Source organism: uncultured Parabacteroides sp. (genome assembly GCF_947855115.1).
GTDB lineage: Bacteria > Bacteroidota > Bacteroidia > Bacteroidales > Tannerellaceae > Parabacteroides.
Genome location: NZ_CANTZW010000027.1, coordinates 1 through 20,938, shown reverse-complemented (window position 1 = coordinate 20,938; position 20,938 = coordinate 1). Strand labels below are relative to the sequence as shown.

The window sequence follows — 20,938 nt, the reverse complement described above, 5'->3', positions numbered from 1 at the left end:
ATTATGATTTCAATCAATCTTGACAGCATGCCTCATTATCGTCTCATAGGTATGTTCAGTGGTATAGTTATCCAAAAAGAACTGATACCCATTCTCACCCATTTGTCGTATATCCGAGGCCAGCATTTTATCTATGGATTTCACGAATGTCTCTATCGAGTTACTTGGGCAGTAGAAACCATATCCATTCTCCTCCGCCAATATCCCCATATCGCAATTAGGGTCTGTCACTGCTATAATAGGTTTACGCTCCATCAAGTAGGGTAATAACCTGCTGGGATAATTAGGAATAGTAAAACGATAATCCAAGAAAATCAACCCCACATCGCAAGCTTTGGCAAGCCGGTCGTAATCCTCCTTGGGTAAATGCTTAAAAAGAGATACAGATTTAGGCTTACGCTCCAGCATAAAAGTCTCCAGCCGTGGATATTCCGTGCCATTGCCCACAATTGCGAAATGACAATCCTCTCTCTCACACACAGCTTCCATACATTCTATGAGGAAAGGTATTCCTTGCGGTTTTCCCATATTGCCGCCATAGATAAATATTGGTTTATTTGCTGGCAATCCATATTTTTGACGGATATGGGCGGTGTCCTTATACTCAACGGGAATCTCGGAAGGTACATCGTATGAGTTCGGAGCTATCTCCACTATAGCTGGATCAACCTCCGGATTATGTTCTATCACATACCTCACATTCGCCGGACTCATGCAGCCGATGTAATTCGAGATCCGATATAATTCTTTTTCCTTTTTCCGAAACGACCGATAGAGGAATCCTTTAAAACCATCCTTGGTCAATATCCCCAAATCCACAGCATTCTGAGGAAAGATATCCTTCAATAAAAGATAACTCATTGCCTTAGGATTCTGTCTTTTGACATACCGGATCACCTTTGTAAAAGTAATGGGTGGAGTGGAATAGAGAATAACATCAAACTTAATCTTTCCATAATATTTTTCTAACGCCGACTTGAATTGACGCTCCAACATCACCTGCCCCAGTCCTTTTTCAATCAGATTCGTTTTAGTAAGATTCAAGGTCTTAATTCCCAATAAATGTACCTTACCTTTATGGCTGACCTCTGTTGGTAAACCTAATCTACGTTCCCTAGGATAAATGATATACACCTCATTCCCTTTGTCTCGAAATTTCCGCATCAAGTCTGTATAAATACCGCTCGTCTCTATATTTTTCAAACCTGACACCATTGTCAGAAACAGGATGTTCATTGTTAATAGCATTTATAAAAACAGAATACGTATTTATTCTTTTCTCCATACCATCTTATTCACTACCCCCGTATAGCTCTGGATCAGCTTCACCACTTTGGTGGATACAATTTCATCGGTATAGTTAGGTACAGGTAAACCGTGATCACCGTTCAAGTTCATCTCGACTGCCAGATCTACAGCTTGCAACAGATCATGCATGTTGATACCCGCCAATATGAAGCAACCCTTGTCCAATGCCTCGGGACGTTCTGTAGAGGTACGGATACAAACAGCGGGGAAAGGGTGGCCCACGCTAGTAAAGAAACTGCTCTCTTCCGGTAACGTTCCGCTATCTGAAACAACACAGAAAGCATTCATCTGAAGACAATTGTAGTCGTGAAAGCCCAACGGTTCCTGGTGGATCACACGATGATCGAGCTTAAAGCCACTCTTCTCCAACCGATTTCGACTTCTTGGATGACAACTATACAAGATTGGCATATCATATTTCTCTGCCAGAGCATTAATACCTGTGAAAAGCGAGTTAAAGTTCTTCTCTGTATCGATATTCTCCTCCCGGTGGGCACTTAGCAAGATGTACTTGCCCTTCTTTAATCCCAATCGCCCATGCACATCACTTGCTTCTATCTCCGCAAGATTCTCATGCAACACTTCCGCCATGGGTGAACCGCTCACGTAGGTACGTTGCGGAGCCACACTACTGGAATTCAAATAACGGCGGGCGTGCTCACTATAGCAAATATTCACGTCACTGATGATATCCACGATGCGGCGGTTGGTCTCCTCCGGCAGGCACTCATCGAAACAGCGGTTTCCAGCTTCCATGTGAAAGATAGGAATATGTAGACGTTTGGCACCGATCACGCTCAAACAGGAGTTAGTATCTCCTAACACCAATACTGCATCCGGCTTTATCTCCACCATCAATTTGTAACTCTTATTTATGATATTACCTATCGTCGCACCCAAATCATCACCCACAGCATCCAAATAAACTTCGGGATCAGCTAATTTCAAATCTCTAAAGAACACCCCGTTTAAATTGTAATCATAATTCTGACCCGTATGAGCCAAAACCACATCAAAATATTTTCTACATTTATTGATAACCGCCGCCAGACGGATAATCTCCGGACGTGTCCCTACAATAATGAGTAACTTGAGCTTGCCGTTATTCTTAAATGTCGTCATGATTATTTTTATTTTACAGTTTCAAAATAGGTATCCGAATGACGGGGATCAAAACTCTCGTTTGCCCACATCACCGTTACCAAGTCCTCCGTATCGGAGAGATTGATGATATTATGCGTATAGCCCGGCAACATGTGTACCGCCTCTATTTTTTCTCCACTCACCTCAAACTCAATCACCTCGTCTGTACCGATCTTACGCTCTTGTATCAAGCCATGGCCAGAAACTACTATGAAAAACTCCCATTTGGTATGATGCCAATGTTGCCCTTTGGTGATACCTGGTTTGGAGATATTGACACTCACCTGTCCACAATTCCTCGAACGAAGCAACTCCGTGAAACTACCACGCTGATCCACATTCATCTTTAAAGGAAATGCGACCTTCTCTTTAGGCAAGTAGCTTAAAAAGGTGCTATACAGCTTCTTGGCAAAGCTACCATACGGAATCTCCGGAATAACCAATGTAACAGGCTGACTCTTGAACACCTCCAACAAACGGACGATCTCACCCAACGTTACTTTATGCGTGATCGGGGCAGCACAATAACGACCCTCTGGTTTCAAGACCGTATCCACCCCATCAAACTCACAACGATGCTCCTTCCCTTTCAAGGCAGCTATCATCTCCTCTACCAAGTCATCAATGTAAAGTAACTCCAGCTCCACCGCCGGATCATTCACCGTAATAGGCAAGTCGTGTACCATATTATGGCAGAAAGTAGCCACCGCACTATTATAATTCGGACGACACCATTTACCAAAAAGATTCGGGAAACGGTATATCAAAATCTTAGCACCAGTCTCCTCACCGTATTTAAACATTAGTTCCTCTCCCGCCTTCTTACTCTTTCCGTATTCGGAAGTGCCAAAACGACCCGCCAAGGTTGCCTGTATCGAGCTGGAGATCATCACCGGACAATTATTGCGATGTTTTTTCAAGGTATCAAGCAGCGTAGAGGCAAAGCCAAAGTTACCCCGCATAAACTCCTCTTGGTTTTGCGGGCGGTTCACCCCTGCCAAATTGAAAACGAAATCACAATCATGGCAATAAACCTCTAACTCCTCGATCGAAGAGTCTATATCATATTCATAGACAGCATCCACAGTCAAGTCACCATAACACCTTGCCTTGCCCGATTGGATATTACGCAATTGGGATACAAGATTCCGACCGACGAACCCTCGGGCACCGGTTACTAAAATTTTCATACTATTTCGCCTATTTAAAGAAGTAGAAAAGAAAGACTAATCAAAATAGTCATACAGTTGAATAAAATTTTCAGAAATAATCCTAGGAAATCCAAGATGCAATGTCAATTCGGAATTTCTAATAAGAATATCAGTGCTTTTACTTATTTGAACAAAATACCTAAACTCATCACGGCTAAAATAAGTTGCCATCATACGGCTATATACCTTAAAACGTTCAGTCATCCGAGAAGGCTCATTTGCCATATTAGCCCCTATGAACCCAAATGACGTATAAGGATTTAAGTTAACAATTTCTCGCATAATAGCGATACAAGTATGATGACCGGACAAGTCTCATTCAGTCTTGTCATCAAGCTATATTTATCCTTACTATTACAATGTACCTTCAAATAATATCACTGATGGCTCTTTGGAGAGCGAAACGTATAAAGCAAATTATACTTCAAAAACGAATTATCTAAATAAATATCGTCTACTCGCTGTACGAAATGCGATATTTTTATTGAAGCCTTATAAATTAAGGCTACATCAAGTAAGGATAAGTATCTATACGAGGACAAGCTAGCTCTTGAGACGATACCTTTACAAGCTCATCACCATAAATCAACTTGTCTCTTTCTTTTTTGGTAGATAAGAAAAACGTTTTTCCCAAATAGCTTGCCACTCTTCTGGAGCCTTAAACTTACGCTTTGTTACTTTATCTTTTCCCATAACACAATCTATATTGCTATTTATCTCTATAGTAAATGATTCATCTATCATAAAGACAAATTTCACTGTGTTTTTTTACTTATTATTAACTATTTACACACCTATTCGCTCCGGATCTCCTTAGCTTTCGCCCGTTCCACTAACCCCAAGTCCTCCTGGATGAAACGCAGACGTAGCAGCAGCTTCTTCATACTTTCCACGTCTAAACGTGCCGTATTGTGGCTATGATAATCTTCGATAATCGAAACATCCTCATTACCTTCAGTAAAAAACTTATCATAATTCAGATCACGGTTATCACAAGGAATCCGGTAATAGTCTCCCATATCGATCGCCTTCGCCATCTCCTCACGAGTCACCAATGTCTCATAAAGTTTCTCACCGTGGCGGGTACCGATCACCTTCACCTCCGTATTGACATACACAGGATCCACTTTGGCATAAACCTCTTTCAAAGCCGTAGCCAATGTAGAAAGTGTAGCGGCAGGAGCTTTCTGCACGAATAGATCCCCATTCTCTCCATGCATAAAGGCATACACCACCAAATCCACCGCATCATCTAACGTCATCATAAAGCGAGTCATATTCGGATCCGTGATAGTGATCGGCTTACCATCCATCATCTGCTCCACCCACAAAGGAATCACCGAACCACGGCTCGCCATCACGTTACCATAACGAGTACAACAAATCGTAGTCTTCGCATTAGCGCCCAAAGCACGTCCTTGTGCGATCGCCACTTTCTCCATCATTGCTTTGGAGATTCCCATAGCATTGATCGGATAGGCCGCCTTATCGGTAGAAAGTACCACCACATTCTTCACCTCATGCTCAATAGCCGAAAGCAACACATTGTTCGTTCCTTCCACATTCGTACGAACCGCCTCCATTGGAAAGAATTCACAGCTAGGTACCTGCTTCAATGCAGCAGCAGCAAACACATAGTCCACCCCGTCCATCACAAAATCCACAGCTTCACGCTGGCGTACATTACCTATATAAAACTTTACCTTGTTAGCTACTCCCGGACGCTGAGCTTGAAGATAATGACGCATATCATCCTGTTTCTTCTCATCTCGCGAGAAGATACGGATTTCCTTAATGTCGCTATCTAAGAAACGACGAAGCACAGCGTTCCCAAAGGAACCAGTGCCGCCTGTGATCAACAGGACTTTGTCTTTAAAGATTGACATGATATATCATAGATTTATTATTTTTCAGATAAGTCCAAGGACAGCAGGCGCAAATCATTCCGATTCGTGGCTACCGGCTGGAAATAGAGAACGCTCGAGTCATTCTTTCCATACGGAAAACGAAAGACACCAAACTGAAACGCATAAGGCCAAAGATCCTTCCTCTCCTTGTAGATCTCCCCAAACCCTTTCGATAGATTGCCACAATAAAGATGCACATACATATCCGTGATACCAGCCCCTCGCTTACGGCTCGTAAAGAGCTTGAACAAAGAGCTATCCCTTCCGTCCGGTTCCACCGTAGACGAGAAGACAAATTGATCACCGCATTGGCATCCATAGATACAAGATCCGTCAATCGGCGCAATCCTTTTCAATTCCATCGTATCCGGATTCATCAAGTAAATAAAATTTTTGGCGAAGGGAGCATCCGTGGCATACAACAAGCCTTCCTTCACCGGGAATACTACACATCCCCTATACTGCTGGTCATTCCAGGCCACACGTTCCACTTTCTTGAAATTATCCGTGATTTTCCAGATTGCGGAAGCCTCATTGAAATCCCCGGTAAAAGCCCAGAGACAATCCCTGTAAGGATCGGCCACGATAGTATGCACATGATTAATGGCACCCCGCTCAAACGTATGGACCACCTCCCACTGATCTACAGACTTCCGCTTGTAGATATGCACAGGCTCCTTGTCCATATTCATGAGATATCCCCCAAACACGACCGCATCGTCAAAACCACTTATGCCCTCTACCCTCGTAAAAGCCAAAGGACGCAAGCCATCCCCGATGAAATACCCACCGGAACGTTCGCCCGACAACAGATCCAACTCAAAAATATGATTTCCCCTAGAAAACAAAACACGATTCTCATCCAAGACAATAGAGGCACGGATACCGAGTCTTAACAGACGGGAAAAAGGATTTATCGCACCTATAAGAAACTCTTTGGCACTATTAAATATTGGATATTTATCTAACACTTTATTCCCAGCCAAAACCCACAAACATCCCCTTTTATAGCAAATAAGTTTACCCTCTTGAATGAAGCATAAAGGAGCAAACCCTTTCTCTAATCTATTTACCATGTTTATAACATTCTCTGTAATTCTGGATATTGTATTTTACCAGAATTAGATTTAGGAATAACAGCTATAACAAGTACACGAAAAACACTCTGATTAAAACCGGTTTTTGCTACCAAAAAATGCTTTATATCATCTTCCAATCCATTCTGTGTCACAAAAACAGAAATTCGATCATCCACACCAACACATGCGCAATCAGCTGTAATAACCTTCACAAATTGCTCAACAGCATCCAAATTACAACGATTCCCCATAACCTTCACAAATCTTTTCATACGTCCCTCTATATAGAAAAAGCCATCTACATCCCTTTTAGCTATATCGCCCGTATAAAGGATTCCTTGATTTTCATCGCCCAGTTGTAAATCTTGTCGTTTTTCAGAATATCCCAAACAGACATTCTCCCCCTCGTATACCAATTCTCCCTCAACATCGGCATCCTTTATGACATCGCCTCCGGCATCTATCAATGAGAATTTACCTCCTGGTATAGCTATGCCAATTGATGCGTATTTATCAACCGCCTTGTCATGAGGAAGATAACTCATTCGAGGAGAGGCCTCTGTCTGGCCATACATTACAACAAATCGCTTATTGTTTGCCTCTGCAAAATCCACATATTCCTTTACGTAAGCAGAAATCATCTTACCCCCTGCTTGCGTCATTGTCTTCAAATAAGGCAAATCCATACAGAAAAAATTTAAACGTCTCAACATCTCATACGTATATGGAACACCGGCAATAGATGTCGCTTTTTCTTCTTTAATAAAGTCCCAGAAATCACGCTGCAACACTGTTTTATCAGTTAGTAAAATAGTAGCACCCTTAATTAAATGAGAGTTAATAACCGACATACCAAAACTATAATACATTGGCAACGACATCACGGGGCGTTCATTCTCATCAATCTGAAGATACTCTGCGATAGACTCCGCATTACTTCTCAGATTTTTTTCAGAGAGCCTAACAAACTTAGGAGAAGCCGTACTACCTGATGTAGTCAAACATAAGAGTAGATTTGGGTTGATCTCTTTATCTTTTTCACTGAAATCCCTATCATACCGCATTTGCAGCATAGAATAATTTTCATATTTGTAAATAACAGTACCAACAAATTCTCCAACCCTTTTTTGAGATAACCAAATGAACTCAGGATGATAGATAGCAATAAGATGCTGAATAAGCTCTATGTCCTTACTTCCATCTAATAAGACACATGGAATATGTTTAGTCATACATGATATATAACCTAACAAGGAACCCATTACGTTTTCACAAAGAATGAAAACAAGACCATCATACGGAATTGCATCGCGAAATTTTTCCGTCTCAATAGTTAACTCAGCATATGTAATAGATTCTCCTATATCAGATCTTATAGCCAATCTTGAGGAATACTTCTGTAAATCAAACATCTTAGAACGATATATTATATTTTCGCATAAGAATCAACACCGCAGCCTCATAAGAATTTATATCCATAATATCATCAGATTTTATTTCAATATCAAAGGCTTCCTCAAGGTTAGCGATCAAAACCATTTGACCTACAGAATCCCAATTGCTAACACCTTTATATACCAAATCCTTTAAGTATTTTTTATCAATAGCAAAAGCATCGACAAATGCTTGATTAAGTTTTTCTAAATTATTCATCATAAAAACATCTATTAATCGTTTATTTAAAATATGGATAACCCCTACTATTCTTAGACATTAGATAGTTTATAAGTTTAGAAGATTCTTCAAATTCAACTAGGACATTATCAAATCTTTGAGATTTGATAATTCTATTATCTAAGAGATCTTTATATCTATTCAGCTCTGCTTGATGTAACATTCCCCACTTAGCTTTTCGCTCCTTAACCTTTAAATCAATAGTATTATTTCTCTCTATTTCTATTCTAAAATTCCGAACACTATACCAATCATCATCACCCCAATACCAATTACCAAAAGCCTCTTCAGCCACATGCCCAATAGTATTATGGTGCCTAAGATCTGTTCCTAAACTACACACGAAAGCATTATGACTCACACAAAAGTACCATGCGGAATGAATGCCATGCGGAGATGGAATGTCCCCTTCAATATTATGCCGCATCATATCTTTGGCTAAAGGACCTATGGCACATAGAGGATTCAATGGATGCAGACTTATTTCAGCATCAGGCATCCTCATCAAGAAAGTGGGCAATAAGCCTGATACAACAGGTGTCCTTTTTGGATTATACACACATTCAGGGTAAACGAAATCTCGTTTTAATTTCTCAATTGGAGATGGCTCATTTTTATAATGCCGTATCACAGGCATAGCAAGAGTGCCTTCTTCTCCTATCAAACCACGAAGTTTATTTATTATCTCAAGAGGAGACAATCCCGTAGCTTTTAATGAGTCGTATGAAGAGTGAACTATTAATAAAGAACCTTTACGAACTCCCCAGCCCTCTAAACGTTCAAGAATCGCATCAAAATCAACAGTATGTATGTCTGTCACAGGAAATAGACTTGCCGAAACCGTATTAGGATTATATCTCGATACTAAATTGTGATTATACCAATACATTTGTCGAAGTAAGACTTCAATCCTAGGAGATAACAGAGCTATCTTACTATATATTTTAAAAAGAGACATTGACATAAGACTAGAGATTATGAGATTTATCAATCCTGATTTTATAGAGATATCTGGCTATTACATTTTTTATAATAATCCAACGAACTTGAAGCTGATAGTTCAATGGAGGTCTACTTTTGGGCGTCGCATTATTCGCATGCTCACGATGCAGAATCAAAGCTTCATCTATAGCTTTAATTTTTGTTTTTCCACAAGATAACATACTCCCTATCCACCAATCATGAGATCTATAAATTGTAGGGAAAGGTACTACCAGTTCCTTATAAAAGGATCTGAAAGCCATACAACATCCAATATAGCTAAGCCTATATATATTTCCCAAGAAAGAGGTTCTTACACCACCTCTTAATTTAAACGTTGACTCAAACCTTACATTCAAGTCTGAATCTGTAAGCTTTGAATCATGAATCACTACGGCAACATGGGGATTTTCAAATTCACGAAGTACCTTATCGACTTTATTAGGCAACCACACGTCATCTTGATCTGACAGAAAGATAATATCCCCCAAACAATGTTCCACCGCATTTTGAAAGTTTTTCACAACACCTAGTTTATAGGGATTATCATATATCTTCACCCTTTTATCAGACTGAGCGAACTCTGTCAATATTGACAATGAATTATCAGACGATTCATCATGGGATATGATAAGTTCATCATCCTTTCTCAACTGGCTGAGTATAGAAACAATCTGATCTCTCACATATTTCTCTCCATTATAAACAGCCATAGCTACAGATACTTTCATTACTATATTCTATTTACAAACATTATGTATAAACTCTTTTAAACACAAAAGAATAATGGAAAAACAACAAATACAGGCAATAGGCAGCAGGCCCCGGTTTTGATAAATCCCAAGTAAAGAAACCTGTCAAGCAAATAGTAAGCAAATAGACGAACAAAGCAAAAGCAGGGATTGATGGATAATGATGAAATTTATTTATTAATATTCTTAATACAATTCCAAGACAAAAAGGAATAGTAATTACACCTAAAACCTTAAAATCAAGATAATAATACAGAATTGAAGAGAAAGCAAAATTAAAGGAAGTTGCAGAAGAATTAATATCCACAGAAGTCTCCTGCAATGTATTACCTATAAGCTCATATGAGCTATTATAATCTATTCCGACCAGTGAGAATATCCAATAAAGAAGCTTACTAAAACCTAAAAATGTAGCCTCTCCAAAATGACAACCACCTAGTTTATCCAAAAAAGAATCAGAATTCACCGCATAGTCTAAAGCTCTAAATGGACCAACTAAATACACAACAATTTCCTCTAAAAAATCGTATAAAGAATCGTACAAACTAAGAAGAACTATATCTATACTATCTGTCTTTCTCAAAGAACTCAAAACACCTGTTATCATAATCAATATCATAACAAATATTACAGATTTTGTTATTTGACGTTTGTTCATACTATAGCATCCGACTATATAAGACATATCGACTTTATACAAGAGCAAACAAATCAAAACAAATTGCAGAACAAACATTAATATTGTACCCTTATCAAATCCTACTAGAAAGACCAATGTAATATAGAAAAATAAATACAAAAACACTAAACTAAAATTTCTTTTCAGGTATAAGAACGCAAACAAGACCATTGAAAAATAAGATAACGGCACCGTTGCATTATTAAAAATGATCATAGCTAAAGGAGACCCATATAATTCATAATCGATACTAAGCAAATGAGCTTCAGAAAATGTAGAAATTAATACTACATCTAAAAAGCGATAAACTAAATATATTGAAAATATAGCAAATAACAACAATGCAATATTAAAAACTCTACTACGTAAATAATAATCCAAATTCTTAGTAGGATTACAAAGCGCATATACTTTACTTCCAAAAACAGAATTCGCCATCAAAAAGCCAACATTGAACGAAATATAATAAGAACATATCAAAAAATATGTAAATGAAGATACATCCTTCATTGAAAACATATTAAGTAATGATATAACAACCAATAAAGACCACCATATTGTATGAATATTAACACATAATCGTGAAATATTATCTTTACAGCAAATTTTATTTATACCAACTAAAAAAATCAGCAAGAAAACAATTACAAAAATAAGCATATCAAGCCCTCAGCATTAACATATACAGTTCACATAGCTATTTAAACAAATCAGGAAACTCACTCTCTAATAAATCTTTCTTCCAGACTGAATAAATAGGCTTAGTAGACAATTCATTTAGTTTAAATGAGATATTAGAAAGAATATATTTTACCGTATTAAACATATCAGATCTATTTTTCCCGTTATTATCAATATATACAATATAGCGGCGTTGCGTCTTTAATTTATTATGATAACAAAATAAAGGGAGTAAAATTTCTCCCATAAATCCAAAAACCCTTCTATAATAGGCATATGGTGAAAGTTTCACATACTTTTCTACCTCAAATAATATATTAAACAGAAACTCACAATAACGATCAAAATATTCTTTCTTCATTAAAAACATATTTCTCTGAGGCACATCCGAGGAATGATAAAATACATATTCTAATGATTTTCTATATTCAGGATACAACTTCAATACTACTTTCTCCATAACCGCCATATCCATAAAATTCAAATTCAAGGCATGACGCTCTAATATATTCATTCTAAACGGAATAGACATTGGCAAAACAACATCAAAAATGAAGGTATCAGCATTTAGTGAAAGAGATTTCGAATGCATACGAAACCATTCTTTGGAAACTACAACAGCTTCTTTCTTCACAAAAGGTTTAGTTCTAAAATCAAAATATCTTCTATAATGACAAAGCCCTATATAATCAACATTACGCAAATTTTTCCAAGCCCAATACAATGCGGTTAACTCACAATAATGTGGATTTTTATAGCTTATATTGTCTCCCTCATCATCTCCCTGAAAACCTAGATCCTTCTTGGATATAGCTTTTCCTACATGTATCGGTAAATAGATATCATCATTAGGAACATAAGCCTCTTTATGGCAACACACTAATATTTTAACTTTATGATTCTCCATTATTTACATTTCTAAATTTAATACTTGACTCACTACCTGATCCATATCATAATATTTATATTCCGCTAGACGCCCTCCGAAAATTACGTTCTCTTCTTTAGCTGCCAATGCCCGATATTTCTCAGCCAATTCATTATTAGGAGTATCATTCACTGGATAGTAAGGTTCTAACCCATCTTTCCATTCTGTACTATACTCTTTAGAGATTACTGTTTTGGGACAAGCATCTATCTCAGCTCCAAACATCTCGAAATGCTTATGCTCAATAATACGGGTATACGGCTGTTCATGAGAAGTATAGTTCACTACGGCATTACCTTGATAATTCGTGCAATTTTCGACAGTCATATCAAATGAAACTGTTCGATACTCTAATTTACCATAATAGTAATCGAAGTATTCATCAATGGCACCCGTATAAACAATCCGATCAGCCATGGCCATTAGGACTTCCTTTTTGGCAAAGAAATTCGTATTCAATCTCACTTCAACTCCAGCCAATAAGCCTTCGATCAGTTTATTGTAGCCACCAATAGGAATGCCTTGATATTTATCATTGAAGTAATTATTATCATATATGAGACGAACTGGTAAACGACGGATAATGAATGCGGGGAGTTCTGTACACTTACGCCCCCATTGCTTCTCTGTATATTCCTTAATCAAGATCTCGTATATATCTTTACCCACCAACAACTGTGCCTGTTCTTCTAAATTGCGGGGTTCAGACAGACTTAAATCTGCCAGTCTCCGTCTTGCCTCTGCACGCTGTTCCTCAAGTTTCGCTACAGCCTCGGCTGGTGTAGTCACACCCCACATCCGATAGAAAGTATTCATATTGAAAGGTAAATTATATAATTCGCCTTTGAAATTTGCTATCGGACAATTTGTATAACGATTGAATTCCACAATAGAATTCACAAAATCCCATACACTCTTGTTATTCGTATGAAAGATATGCGCTCCATATTTGTGTACATTAATGCCCTCTACTTTCTCACAATAAACATTTCCCCCGGCATGTGATCGCTTGTCAATCACCAAGCAAGTCTTACCTGCTTGCTTCGCCTTATAAGCGAATGTAGATCCGTACAATCCGGAACCAACTATTAAGTAATCGTAATGTTGCATCATATGATTAAATTTCGTGTTTTACAATCTGCAAACCAGCTTCCAACATCTTTCTATAGAATACATTATAAGCAGTATCTGAAGGAGTATAATCCATAAAAGGCATTCCCAATTTATCATATTTACTTTTGGCCAAAGAATGGCACTTCAATAGTTCAAAAGCATTAATACCCAAATCTTGCAATTGAGAAATCACTTTTTCAGCTTGTAGAGTTTCCACATAAACCAATCGATAAGCAATCCTCGACATCGATTCACGAAGTAATCCAAGATTGCTATGCAGTACATAGAAATAATCCTCTTTCGTATGCTCCTTTTGTAGCTTCAAATCGACAATCCACTCATCTATATATGGAATTAAATGTTCCACAATTTGTTTATCACGCATATATAAAGTTGTTTCTATGGACACGTGAATATTCGCAGCCTTTAATTCAGACAATAAAGGAACAAGGGGTTTCCACTGCAACAGTGGCTCGCCTCCCGAAAGCGTAACGCCACCTCCACTTTGCTCAAACAAGGAGTTGTCCTTTAATAACTCTTTCAATAAATCTTCTGAGTCATACCGTTTAGCAATAGGCGCACATACACTAAATGGGCACTCTATGATAGAACGAGCACCTCCTTTTCGCTCACAACTTTCGCATAACAAGGAATATACGCCCAATTCCTTTAGGCATTTCTGATTGTCAATATAATATTCTTTACCAGAGAACGCTTCCGGATTGCAACACCAAGAGCAACTGAACGGACATCCTTTCAAAAAGACAGTCGTACGAACACCTGGACCGTCATAAATACACCCCCGCTGGATGGAGATTACATTAAGCGCACTCATATTCCCCGGCCCTAGCTATCAGATTATCTTTATATTCTTCCGGCAGGTCATTGAAATAGGCACTAAAGCCCCATACTCTAACAACCAAGGTCGGATATTTTTCCGGATGCAATTTTGCATCTATCAAAGTTGCCCTATCATATACATTTAACTGCAACTGATACAATCCTTTCTTGAACGCATCCCGTAAAATGGGAACCAACTTGTCTGAATTATTCAAATAAACCGGAGGAATCACATAATCCACCACATTTCCGTTCAGGCAATTTACAGGATAAGACAAAGAACTCGCAAAGTCCAAGACTTCCGCAATATCAATCGTAGAAGATAGAGGAGAAATATGTACCGCAAATGGCTCACCGGCATTCCGACCATCCAGTGTGGCAGAAGCTACTTTTCCACGCGAAATATAACTTGGAGAACTTAGTCCAAACTTCACGTTATGCCCGTTAGCGGTAAGTTTTCCTATCGTTTCGCTCACCGTTCCAATCAACTCCTGGCTTAGACGAAGAACATCCTCGTCACATAGGCCAAACTTCTTGTCATTAGCCGACTTGAACAATTGCTTTATATCAAGGTGATTCTCATAATCGGTCTGCACGATCTCCCTGCACATGCCCAAGGAGACCAATCCCCGCTCATAAACGTATTTCTTGATGTTCAACAAGGAATTCACCAAATTGGGCAAGCCTAATAATTGGGCGCCTTGATACATATAATCGCTCCCCTGATGCGCAAAGTCCTTGCCTGAACGGATACATGACTCATTGAATAACGACATGATGGGGGAATAATCGTAATCCTTATCAACAACAACCGATCGTGTCTCTTCTGCTAAATTTCGTTTCACCAATTGTAGCAAACCGCCATAATCCAATTCGTCTTCCATCTCTGTCAAGGCCTTCTTTAAAGCATTGCAAGCGAGTATACTTATGAATGGATTATTTTGATCCGAGGATTTTCCTATAATCAGAGGTTCCCAACAGGCTGACGTACCCACATTCCACACGTCCTCGTTCCGATAGCCAAACCTCACCATATTTTCCATAATAAGGGTCTCATTCATAAACAACGGAGATCCACAACCATTCGCCAAACATCTTATCGAACGTTTCCATGTATCCATTGGTGTCTCCTCATTGACCCGGAAGATGAGTTTGGGATCAGGGATTCTTAATTCCTCAAAAAGTTCCAAAAACATACGAGTCAATTCATTATCGGTATTTTTCCCATTCTTGTCAATACCTCCCAATATAATATACTGACCGCTATCACCTATCAGATTCAAGCTCTTTATGGGAGAGTCCTTGCCCAACAACAAGCACATTTCTTTTAGCAAACCTTTCGCCTGCTCATAGTTTAGCCTGTTGGCTTCCACATCCTTTTTATAATAAGGATACAATACTAAATCCATACGACCTAAGCCCACATGCCGATGCCCCACTTGCCATAGCAATCCATTGTAAAACAAGATTTTTTGTATGGCCTCCACCAAAGATTGACAATCTCGATAAAGCAAGTCCGGAAGTCTTTTCGCCATTGCCTCATAGCGCACATCCTCGTATTGTTGCTCCGATATGGCCCTCGCCTTATCTTCAATCGCCTTAGTCACTATATGCAAGGTGCCTATGAAATCCGAATTATCCCCTCTTCTTTCAGGAAGACTATGCATTATCTCACGTAAATCAGAATTGATTATCAAGGCATAGTCCGGTGTTATACTGGTTAACGGTTCAACCCCCGCCCTAACCAAACGAGTCTTGGTTGGATCATACGTATAGATAAACCCATGGGCCAAACAAATATCTGATCTACCTATTATCTTAGCCATCAGATTTGCGGAAGAGAGGCTACCCGGCAATTTGTCATAATAACAATGATACTTAAACAAAGCATCCCATATTGACATACGATCAAAAGCCTTTTGATAAGTTCTAATTTTTAATCGCAAAGCTCCAGATGTCGCTTTCTTTATTATTTCTTTAATCTTTCTTTTCATGAAAATCTTGCTTTAATTTTTGGAAGTATGAGATTGCTCACCAAACCATATATTGAGTTTCTAAGCACATATTGAGATATCATATAGGCGATCGAACATGCCAATACCGCAACAATCACAAAAGTCCATCCCTCAAGCAAACGGCCAATCGCATAACATAACGGTACGAAAAGATAGGCCCCTATCAATGACTTGGCGGCATCCGCATAATGATTCACCCGAATAACCGTATCACGCCTCACGAAATATTCATTCACCAAAAATATCTGTACCTCCGCATAGACAGACGAAATTGCTGCACCGACAGCCCCATATCGGGGGATAAGTATCAAATTCAATATAAAATTGGATACCGCACCACTGGTTACGCTCATTAAGAATTGCTTATCCTTTCCCATGCCCGTAAGGATCTGGATACCATTCAAGTTATTTAGCCCTATGGCTATCAACAAGACGGCTCCAACTTGCATGGGCAATATGGCTCCCTCAAATTGAGAGCCAAAAAACAGGGGAACAAAGGTAGGCGCTACCAGGATTATTCCCATAGCCATCGGAAATACCAAAAAAGAAACAATATTCAAGGATTTTTGCATGAGAGCATTAACGCTCTCCATGTCATTGGATTGCATAAAACTTGCGACCCTTGGCAAAGCAACCGCTGATAGGGCTGTGGCCAATGGCAAAACGGCTTTTACCAGATGTATTGCTGAATTATAATATCCCACTTCTGAATAATCGGCCAAGAACCCCAGCATTAGCGTATCCAACATCACATAGATGCTGATAGCGACAGAAGAACCCAATAACACCAAGACAGCTTTCAAATGCGTCTTACATCCCTTGAATGTAATATAGGGTCTTATTCCTAATTTCAAGACCTTTAAATAGTTCCAAAATTCATTCGCAATCGTAGAGAAAAGGCTTAGCAAAACGTAATTAACCAGATCATGCTTGGTACGAACAAAGACGAACAGCAATAGGACACTGACCGTGCGAATAACCAATGAACGAAATGTTATATAGCCAAACTTTTCTTGCCCCTTAAAAAACCATTCTATCTTAAAAGGCGTCATATAAAGAGATATTCCCGCCAACAGAAACAATAGCGCATTCTCTTTCAATTGATCTATCCACAACACGGAACCAATGAAAAGCAGACTAATGACAAATGTCGATACCAGTTCAATGCTAATCATTTGTGAAAGGAATCGTTCCATTTCTTTCAAGTTACCCTGCCGCTTCGCAATTTCACGAATCCCATATGTCGGTATGCCAAGAACAGCGAACAAGGCAAAATAGGAAGCATAGGTATTGACAAAATTGACGATACCCACACCGTCCGGATCCAATACCCGCGCAATATACGGAGCTGTAATGATAGGAAACAATACGGCAGAAATCTGTAACAACAGATTATACACAAAGTTCCTCTTTATTGTCTTTGCCATTGTAAATAGTAAGCACTCAACCATGTACACCTTCTTAAAAATCAAGAAGATGAACTTTTGAGTATTTTAAATTTAACGATTTGTCATGTATTATATAGCCATTGACATAGGAACGAGGTCATCATAATTCTTATTCCCGTCCATCAAAAACTTGATTGTAGTTGCGATATAGTCACGAGCATTCAGACCTACATTCTTGCAGGTCTCAATCAGAGTGAAAAATGCTAGTGCTGTTTCAACACCCTCTTCGCTACTAAAAACAAAGAGTTTTTTCGATGTACCGTAAAAGGCCGGATGGTTCTTTCTACAAACATATTGTCTATGGTGTAACGTCCGTCCTTCTTGTAATTCTGAAGTTCTTCTCAACCATAGATCATATAACTTAGCGACTTCCGCATCATCTCACCATAATGTTTTCGTTTATTCTTCAACAGCTTCATCGCCTTTTCATAAATAGAAGTCAATATGCGTGTACATCATCCTGGCACCGTCGATTCTTTATCTCGTGAGACTTTAAGCGTTTCAGGATACATTCAGCCTTTATCTTATACAATTCGCCTATTTTCTGAACAAACCATTCGGCATCCGCATCCTTGTTCGCCTCAAAGATCATGGCAAACTCATTGCATACATGCGCCCAACAAAGTATAAACTCACATTTAGGATTTACCTCTGCCAAGTGCTTGTAAACCACATATCCGTCAGACTGTATACTTCCAAGAAAGCTTCCCAGGAAAGTTTCAATAGGACGGCTACCAGGGCTGTCATCCTCGTCATTGTCATAAAAGACAATAAGTGATATTCTCCTGTTTGTTCACCAAAGCCAAGACATACTTCTTGTAATAATGGCCAAGTCCGGCTCCGTCATTCAATACCTTTACTCTAACCTTTATCCAAGTCTCATCTATATTCAGAACTGATTTTACTTTCAACAGTTTGGACTTTTATTTCACCAAAACAGGACTTAACATCTTCGCTCCTTTCTTAAGGGCATTGGCTATAGTGTTGTTACTGACAGTAAACTTGTCAAGAACATTACGGATCCGTTCGCAATATACAGGAGTATGCAACTGAATCACGGCCTTCGCAACCTTCCTCCTCTTCATCACGATCTCGCTTCTGAACCGGACGTTTATGTTTCCGACTGGTAGATTTATTTCCGAAGGTCATTTTGTTATGACGGTTATTCTGGTCACGCAAATCGGAAATATTCCTTTTATTCTAAAAATAAATGTATAAAGAATACTTGAAACCTCCAAGTCAACGAACTGAAGTTACCGGAAAATCCCCAACCTCCTCCCTGTGCCATTTCTTATAACCGGAAAGAGACAATTCGGGAACAGCCAACCAGCCGTAATCCTTTTTCTCCCGCAGGAATGAACGCATGCGAGAACTGGAACGCAGCTCACGATCTGTCAATGAAGCCATTACGATCGGGAACGGGTAGATCGTCAAACTCATAGGGGTAACTATGATGCGAGGTGAGAGACGCAATAACTGATAAGCAGATCGCTCAAACGCCACCCAGTGTGTTCCCGTAGAATACAGATGGATAGCAGCCTGATTGTCGCGTTCTTTATCTAAGATCTCAAGCAAATGATTCTCAAGTAACGCCATTAAACGCATACCCGGCATCTCCTCTTTCTGGTTGTGTTGAGTGTTCATATACGTTACAATAATCGAATATATTCCGGATTGATCTCTATGGCGGCAACTAATAGGCCGGGGATCTCTACGATTAAGCGTTTTATACGGGAACCTCGCAAGGAGAGCAAACGCCCCTCATAGCCATCCAGCGGGCCTCCCTCGATACGGATCATACGACCGTACATCGCAGGAGTCAATTCTTCCACCAAGAAATAACGTGGGGAATTATCAGAACGGACAGCACGGATAAAACGATTCATCTCTGTACGACCGACTGTCATCGGCTTACGATACCCACCACGTACATAACGATATTGGAGAGTACTGATCTCTTCAACGATTGGGTCCATACACGCACGGGTCGTATGGGCAAAAAGTAAATCGTGCAGAAGAGGTACCTCTTCACGAATCCGCTTGCCTTTTCTCTCAACCAACTGCCAACGCATAGGTGTGAAAATCTCAATGCCTTTTTCTTCCAGTAATTTATAAGCCGGGAGTTTTGCATTGGGACGGGTCAAGTCTCGTAAGACGAACCAATTGTCAGTCAAAGGATGTTCCATTGGATATGGGATAATTCTACTATTCCTGAAAGGATATATATTCTACTAATATCCAATCAGTTATATGATATTTTTCTATTAGATGGGAGGCGTATACTCTCTTTTCAAGACCTTCTGCTGCCATCGAATACCAACTTGTTTTACGCTCAAAAAATCCCATATTGAATACCGAGAAGGCATTTTTTCATACTTTTGAGCTATTTAGGTAAATAGGCTACTTGGCGAGTAGCTGGACTGAATGCTACTTGGCGAGTAGCGTTAAAGGAAGATGCAAAGAAGGAATCCCCTAGTTGTAGAGACGGAGCGTGCTCCGTCTCCCACAGTCTAATAGTAACTTAAAATACAATTTTGAGGGGATGAGACGGTGCACGCACCGTCTCTACGTGAATGTATATACAAATTATTTCGGATGACGTGATGATTTTGGGAATACGAGATCGTTTCGTCTCTATTTTTCCGTGCTTATATACCAGAAATAAGAACGAAGATCTAAAGAGAATCAAAACAAAAACGCAAACAAGGCCTAATATTTGTTTGTGTTTGGTTATTTTTTACTACATTCGCGACGTAAAACAGACGCTACTCGCCAAGTAGCAATCAGTTTGGCTACTCGCCAAGTAGCGTATCCTCTACCCCACTTTTGGCCTATAATTATATATGCTCTCAAAACAAACTTTATTCACCGCAGACATTTTTTCCAATGAGAAACTTTTCAGATAAATTTGTGTTGTCTTGATTGATTTATGACCCAACAGTTCGCTGATCATCTCGATGGGAACTTCCTGGTCTTTCAAGGTCGAGGCAAAAGAATGACGAATCGTATATGAAGTGACCGGGCAGGTTACGCCGCAAACCCTAGCCAGCGACTTCAAGTCTCGGTTGAAACGGGCCAAGGCTGTGTTATATTCCTTGTAAGCGGCCTCCCCACTCTCCTTACCGCTGAGATACGGGAATAAAAAAGGAGATTCCAAGGACGTACGCTTCGCCAATTCC

Annotated in this window: 23 protein-coding genes; all 23 read right to left on the bottom strand. The window is 39.3% G+C overall.

Annotated features, from left to right (window positions below):
- Positions 1-9: 9 nt before the first annotated feature.
- Positions 10-1,236: a glycosyltransferase family 4 protein gene (locus tag Q0110_RS14590; RefSeq protein ID WP_297907900.1), complete on the bottom strand. Its 1,227-nt coding sequence runs from the start codon at positions 1,234-1,236 to the stop codon at positions 10-12.
- Positions 1,237-1,269: 33 nt separating this feature from the next.
- On the bottom strand, positions 1,270-2,430 hold the full coding sequence (wecB, locus tag Q0110_RS14585; RefSeq protein ID WP_297907897.1) for a UDP-N-acetylglucosamine 2-epimerase (non-hydrolyzing): 1,161 nt from the start codon (positions 2,428-2,430) through the stop codon (positions 1,270-1,272).
- An 8-nt stretch (positions 2,431-2,438) separates the two neighbouring features.
- Entirely contained in the window at positions 2,439-3,641 is a 1,203-nt protein-coding gene (locus tag Q0110_RS14580; protein ID WP_297907894.1) for a capsular polysaccharide biosynthesis protein CapF, read from the bottom strand.
- A 606-nt stretch (positions 3,642-4,247) separates the two neighbouring features.
- Positions 4,248-4,406, bottom strand: coding sequence for a hypothetical protein (locus Q0110_RS14575; RefSeq protein ID WP_297907891.1), 159 nt, complete (start codon positions 4,404-4,406; stop codon positions 4,248-4,250).
- Between the two features lie 50 nt (positions 4,407-4,456).
- Complete coding sequence (locus Q0110_RS14570; protein ID WP_297907888.1) at positions 4,457-5,548, bottom strand: polysaccharide biosynthesis protein; 1,092 nt, start codon at positions 5,546-5,548, stop codon at positions 4,457-4,459.
- A gap of 17 nt (positions 5,549-5,565) precedes the next feature.
- Positions 5,566-6,645, bottom strand: coding sequence for a hypothetical protein (locus Q0110_RS14565; protein ID WP_297907885.1), 1,080 nt, complete (start codon positions 6,643-6,645; stop codon positions 5,566-5,568).
- Between the two features lie 2 nt (positions 6,646-6,647).
- Positions 6,648-8,060 (bottom strand): AMP-binding protein, encoded by a 1,413-nt coding sequence (locus Q0110_RS14560; RefSeq protein WP_297907883.1) that lies wholly within the window; start codon positions 8,058-8,060, stop codon positions 6,648-6,650.
- Between the two features lies 1 nt (position 8,061).
- Entirely contained in the window at positions 8,062-8,304 is a 243-nt protein-coding gene (locus Q0110_RS14555) for an acyl carrier protein (RefSeq protein WP_297907880.1), read from the bottom strand.
- Positions 8,305-8,323: 19 nt separating this feature from the next.
- Entirely contained in the window at positions 8,324-9,286 is a 963-nt protein-coding gene (locus Q0110_RS14550) for an AAC(3) family N-acetyltransferase (protein ID WP_297907878.1), read from the bottom strand.
- Between the two features lie 4 nt (positions 9,287-9,290).
- Positions 9,291-10,034: a glycosyltransferase gene (locus tag Q0110_RS14545; RefSeq protein ID WP_297907876.1), complete on the bottom strand. Its 744-nt coding sequence runs from the start codon at positions 10,032-10,034 to the stop codon at positions 9,291-9,293.
- Between the two features lie 22 nt (positions 10,035-10,056).
- A complete protein-coding gene (locus tag Q0110_RS14540; RefSeq protein WP_297907872.1) occupies positions 10,057-11,394 on the bottom strand; it encodes an O-antigen polymerase in 1,338 nt (445 codons plus the stop codon).
- Between the two features lie 37 nt (positions 11,395-11,431).
- A complete protein-coding gene (locus tag Q0110_RS14535) occupies positions 11,432-12,322 on the bottom strand; it encodes a DUF4422 domain-containing protein (RefSeq protein WP_297907869.1) in 891 nt (296 codons plus the stop codon).
- A 3-nt stretch (positions 12,323-12,325) separates the two neighbouring features.
- Positions 12,326-13,453 carry a UDP-galactopyranose mutase gene (gene glf, locus Q0110_RS14530; RefSeq protein ID WP_297908002.1) on the bottom strand — a complete coding sequence of 376 codons (1,128 nt, stop codon included), beginning with the start codon at positions 13,451-13,453 and terminating at the stop codon, positions 12,326-12,328.
- Between the two features lie 7 nt (positions 13,454-13,460).
- Positions 13,461-14,291, bottom strand: a complete 831-nt coding sequence (locus Q0110_RS14525) for a 4Fe-4S cluster-binding domain-containing protein (RefSeq protein WP_297907866.1) — start codon at positions 14,289-14,291, stop codon at positions 13,461-13,463.
- Positions 14,278-16,290, bottom strand: a complete 2,013-nt coding sequence (locus Q0110_RS14520; protein WP_297907863.1) for a pyruvate formate lyase family protein — start codon at positions 16,288-16,290, stop codon at positions 14,278-14,280. The genes Q0110_RS14525 and Q0110_RS14520 overlap by 14 nt, the downstream gene beginning before the upstream one ends.
- On the bottom strand, positions 16,287-17,711 hold the full coding sequence (locus tag Q0110_RS14515; protein WP_297907860.1) for a flippase: 1,425 nt from the start codon (positions 17,709-17,711) through the stop codon (positions 16,287-16,289). The genes Q0110_RS14520 and Q0110_RS14515 overlap by 4 nt, the downstream gene beginning before the upstream one ends.
- A 251-nt stretch (positions 17,712-17,962) precedes the next feature.
- Entirely contained in the window at positions 17,963-18,052 is a 90-nt protein-coding gene (locus Q0110_RS18335) for a hypothetical protein (RefSeq protein ID WP_366139682.1), read from the bottom strand.
- 146 nt (positions 18,053-18,198) lie between these two features.
- A complete protein-coding gene (locus Q0110_RS14510; RefSeq protein ID WP_297907999.1) occupies positions 18,199-18,450 on the bottom strand; it encodes a transposase in 252 nt (83 codons plus the stop codon).
- Positions 18,451-18,517: 67 nt separating this feature from the next.
- Positions 18,518-18,670, bottom strand: coding sequence for a hypothetical protein (locus Q0110_RS14505; protein ID WP_297907857.1), 153 nt, complete (start codon positions 18,668-18,670; stop codon positions 18,518-18,520).
- A gap of 12 nt (positions 18,671-18,682) precedes the next feature.
- Positions 18,683-18,844, bottom strand: a complete 162-nt coding sequence (locus Q0110_RS14500) for a hypothetical protein (RefSeq protein WP_297907854.1) — start codon at positions 18,842-18,844, stop codon at positions 18,683-18,685.
- Between the two features lie 154 nt (positions 18,845-18,998).
- Positions 18,999-19,403, bottom strand: coding sequence for a hypothetical protein (locus Q0110_RS14495; RefSeq protein WP_297907851.1), 405 nt, complete (start codon positions 19,401-19,403; stop codon positions 18,999-19,001).
- A 5-nt stretch (positions 19,404-19,408) separates the two neighbouring features.
- Positions 19,409-19,945: a UpxY family transcription antiterminator gene (locus Q0110_RS14490; RefSeq protein ID WP_297907848.1), complete on the bottom strand. Its 537-nt coding sequence runs from the start codon at positions 19,943-19,945 to the stop codon at positions 19,409-19,411.
- 629 nt (positions 19,946-20,574) lie between these two features.
- The coding region (locus Q0110_RS14485; RefSeq protein WP_297907846.1) for a tyrosine-type recombinase/integrase at positions 20,575-20,938 on the bottom strand (364 nt) is incomplete at its 5' end.

Excerpts from the sequence above, each read along its gene's own strand:
- Q0110_RS14590 (WP_297907900.1), bottom strand. The coding sequence starts at position 1,236 with ATGAACATCCTGTTTCTGACAATGGTGTCAGGTTTGAAAAATATAGAG.
- wecB (WP_297907897.1), bottom strand. The coding sequence starts at position 2,430 with ATGACGACATTTAAGAATAACGGCAAGCTCAAGTTACTCATTATTGTA.
- Q0110_RS14580 (WP_297907894.1), bottom strand. The coding sequence starts at position 3,641 with ATGAAAATTTTAGTAACCGGTGCCCGAGGGTTCGTCGGTCGGAATCTT.
- Q0110_RS14575 (WP_297907891.1), bottom strand. The coding sequence starts at position 4,406 with ATGATAGATGAATCATTTACTATAGAGATAAATAGCAATATAGATTGT.
- Q0110_RS14570 (WP_297907888.1), bottom strand. The coding sequence starts at position 5,548 with ATGTCAATCTTTAAAGACAAAGTCCTGTTGATCACAGGCGGCACTGGT.
- Q0110_RS14565 (WP_297907885.1), bottom strand. The coding sequence starts at position 6,645 with ATGGTAAATAGATTAGAGAAAGGGTTTGCTCCTTTATGCTTCATTCAA.
- Q0110_RS14560 (WP_297907883.1), bottom strand. The coding sequence starts at position 8,060 with ATGTTTGATTTACAGAAGTATTCCTCAAGATTGGCTATAAGATCTGAT.
- Q0110_RS14555 (WP_297907880.1), bottom strand. The coding sequence starts at position 8,304 with ATGATGAATAATTTAGAAAAACTTAATCAAGCATTTGTCGATGCTTTT.
- Q0110_RS14550 (WP_297907878.1), bottom strand. The coding sequence starts at position 9,286 with ATGTCAATGTCTCTTTTTAAAATATATAGTAAGATAGCTCTGTTATCT.
- Q0110_RS14545 (WP_297907876.1), bottom strand. The coding sequence starts at position 10,034 with ATGAAAGTATCTGTAGCTATGGCTGTTTATAATGGAGAGAAATATGTG.
- Q0110_RS14540 (WP_297907872.1), bottom strand. The coding sequence starts at position 11,394 with ATGCTTATTTTTGTAATTGTTTTCTTGCTGATTTTTTTAGTTGGTATA.
- Q0110_RS14535 (WP_297907869.1), bottom strand. The coding sequence starts at position 12,322 with ATGGAGAATCATAAAGTTAAAATATTAGTGTGTTGCCATAAAGAGGCT.
- glf (WP_297908002.1), bottom strand. The coding sequence starts at position 13,453 with ATGCAACATTACGATTACTTAATAGTTGGTTCCGGATTGTACGGATCT.
- Q0110_RS14525 (WP_297907866.1), bottom strand. The coding sequence starts at position 14,291 with ATGAGTGCGCTTAATGTAATCTCCATCCAGCGGGGGTGTATTTATGAC.
- Q0110_RS14520 (WP_297907863.1), bottom strand. The coding sequence starts at position 16,290 with ATGAAAAGAAAGATTAAAGAAATAATAAAGAAAGCGACATCTGGAGCT.
- Q0110_RS18335 (WP_366139682.1), bottom strand. The coding sequence starts at position 18,052 with ATGTTTGTAGAAAGAACCATCCGGCCTTTTACGGTACATCGAAAAAAC.
- Q0110_RS14500 (WP_297907854.1), bottom strand. The coding sequence starts at position 18,844 with ATGAAGAGGAGGAAGGTTGCGAAGGCCGTGATTCAGTTGCATACTCCT.
- Q0110_RS14495 (WP_297907851.1), bottom strand. The coding sequence starts at position 19,403 with ATGAACACTCAACACAACCAGAAAGAGGAGATGCCGGGTATGCGTTTA.
- Q0110_RS14490 (WP_297907848.1), bottom strand. The coding sequence starts at position 19,945 with ATGGAACATCCTTTGACTGACAATTGGTTCGTCTTACGAGACTTGACC.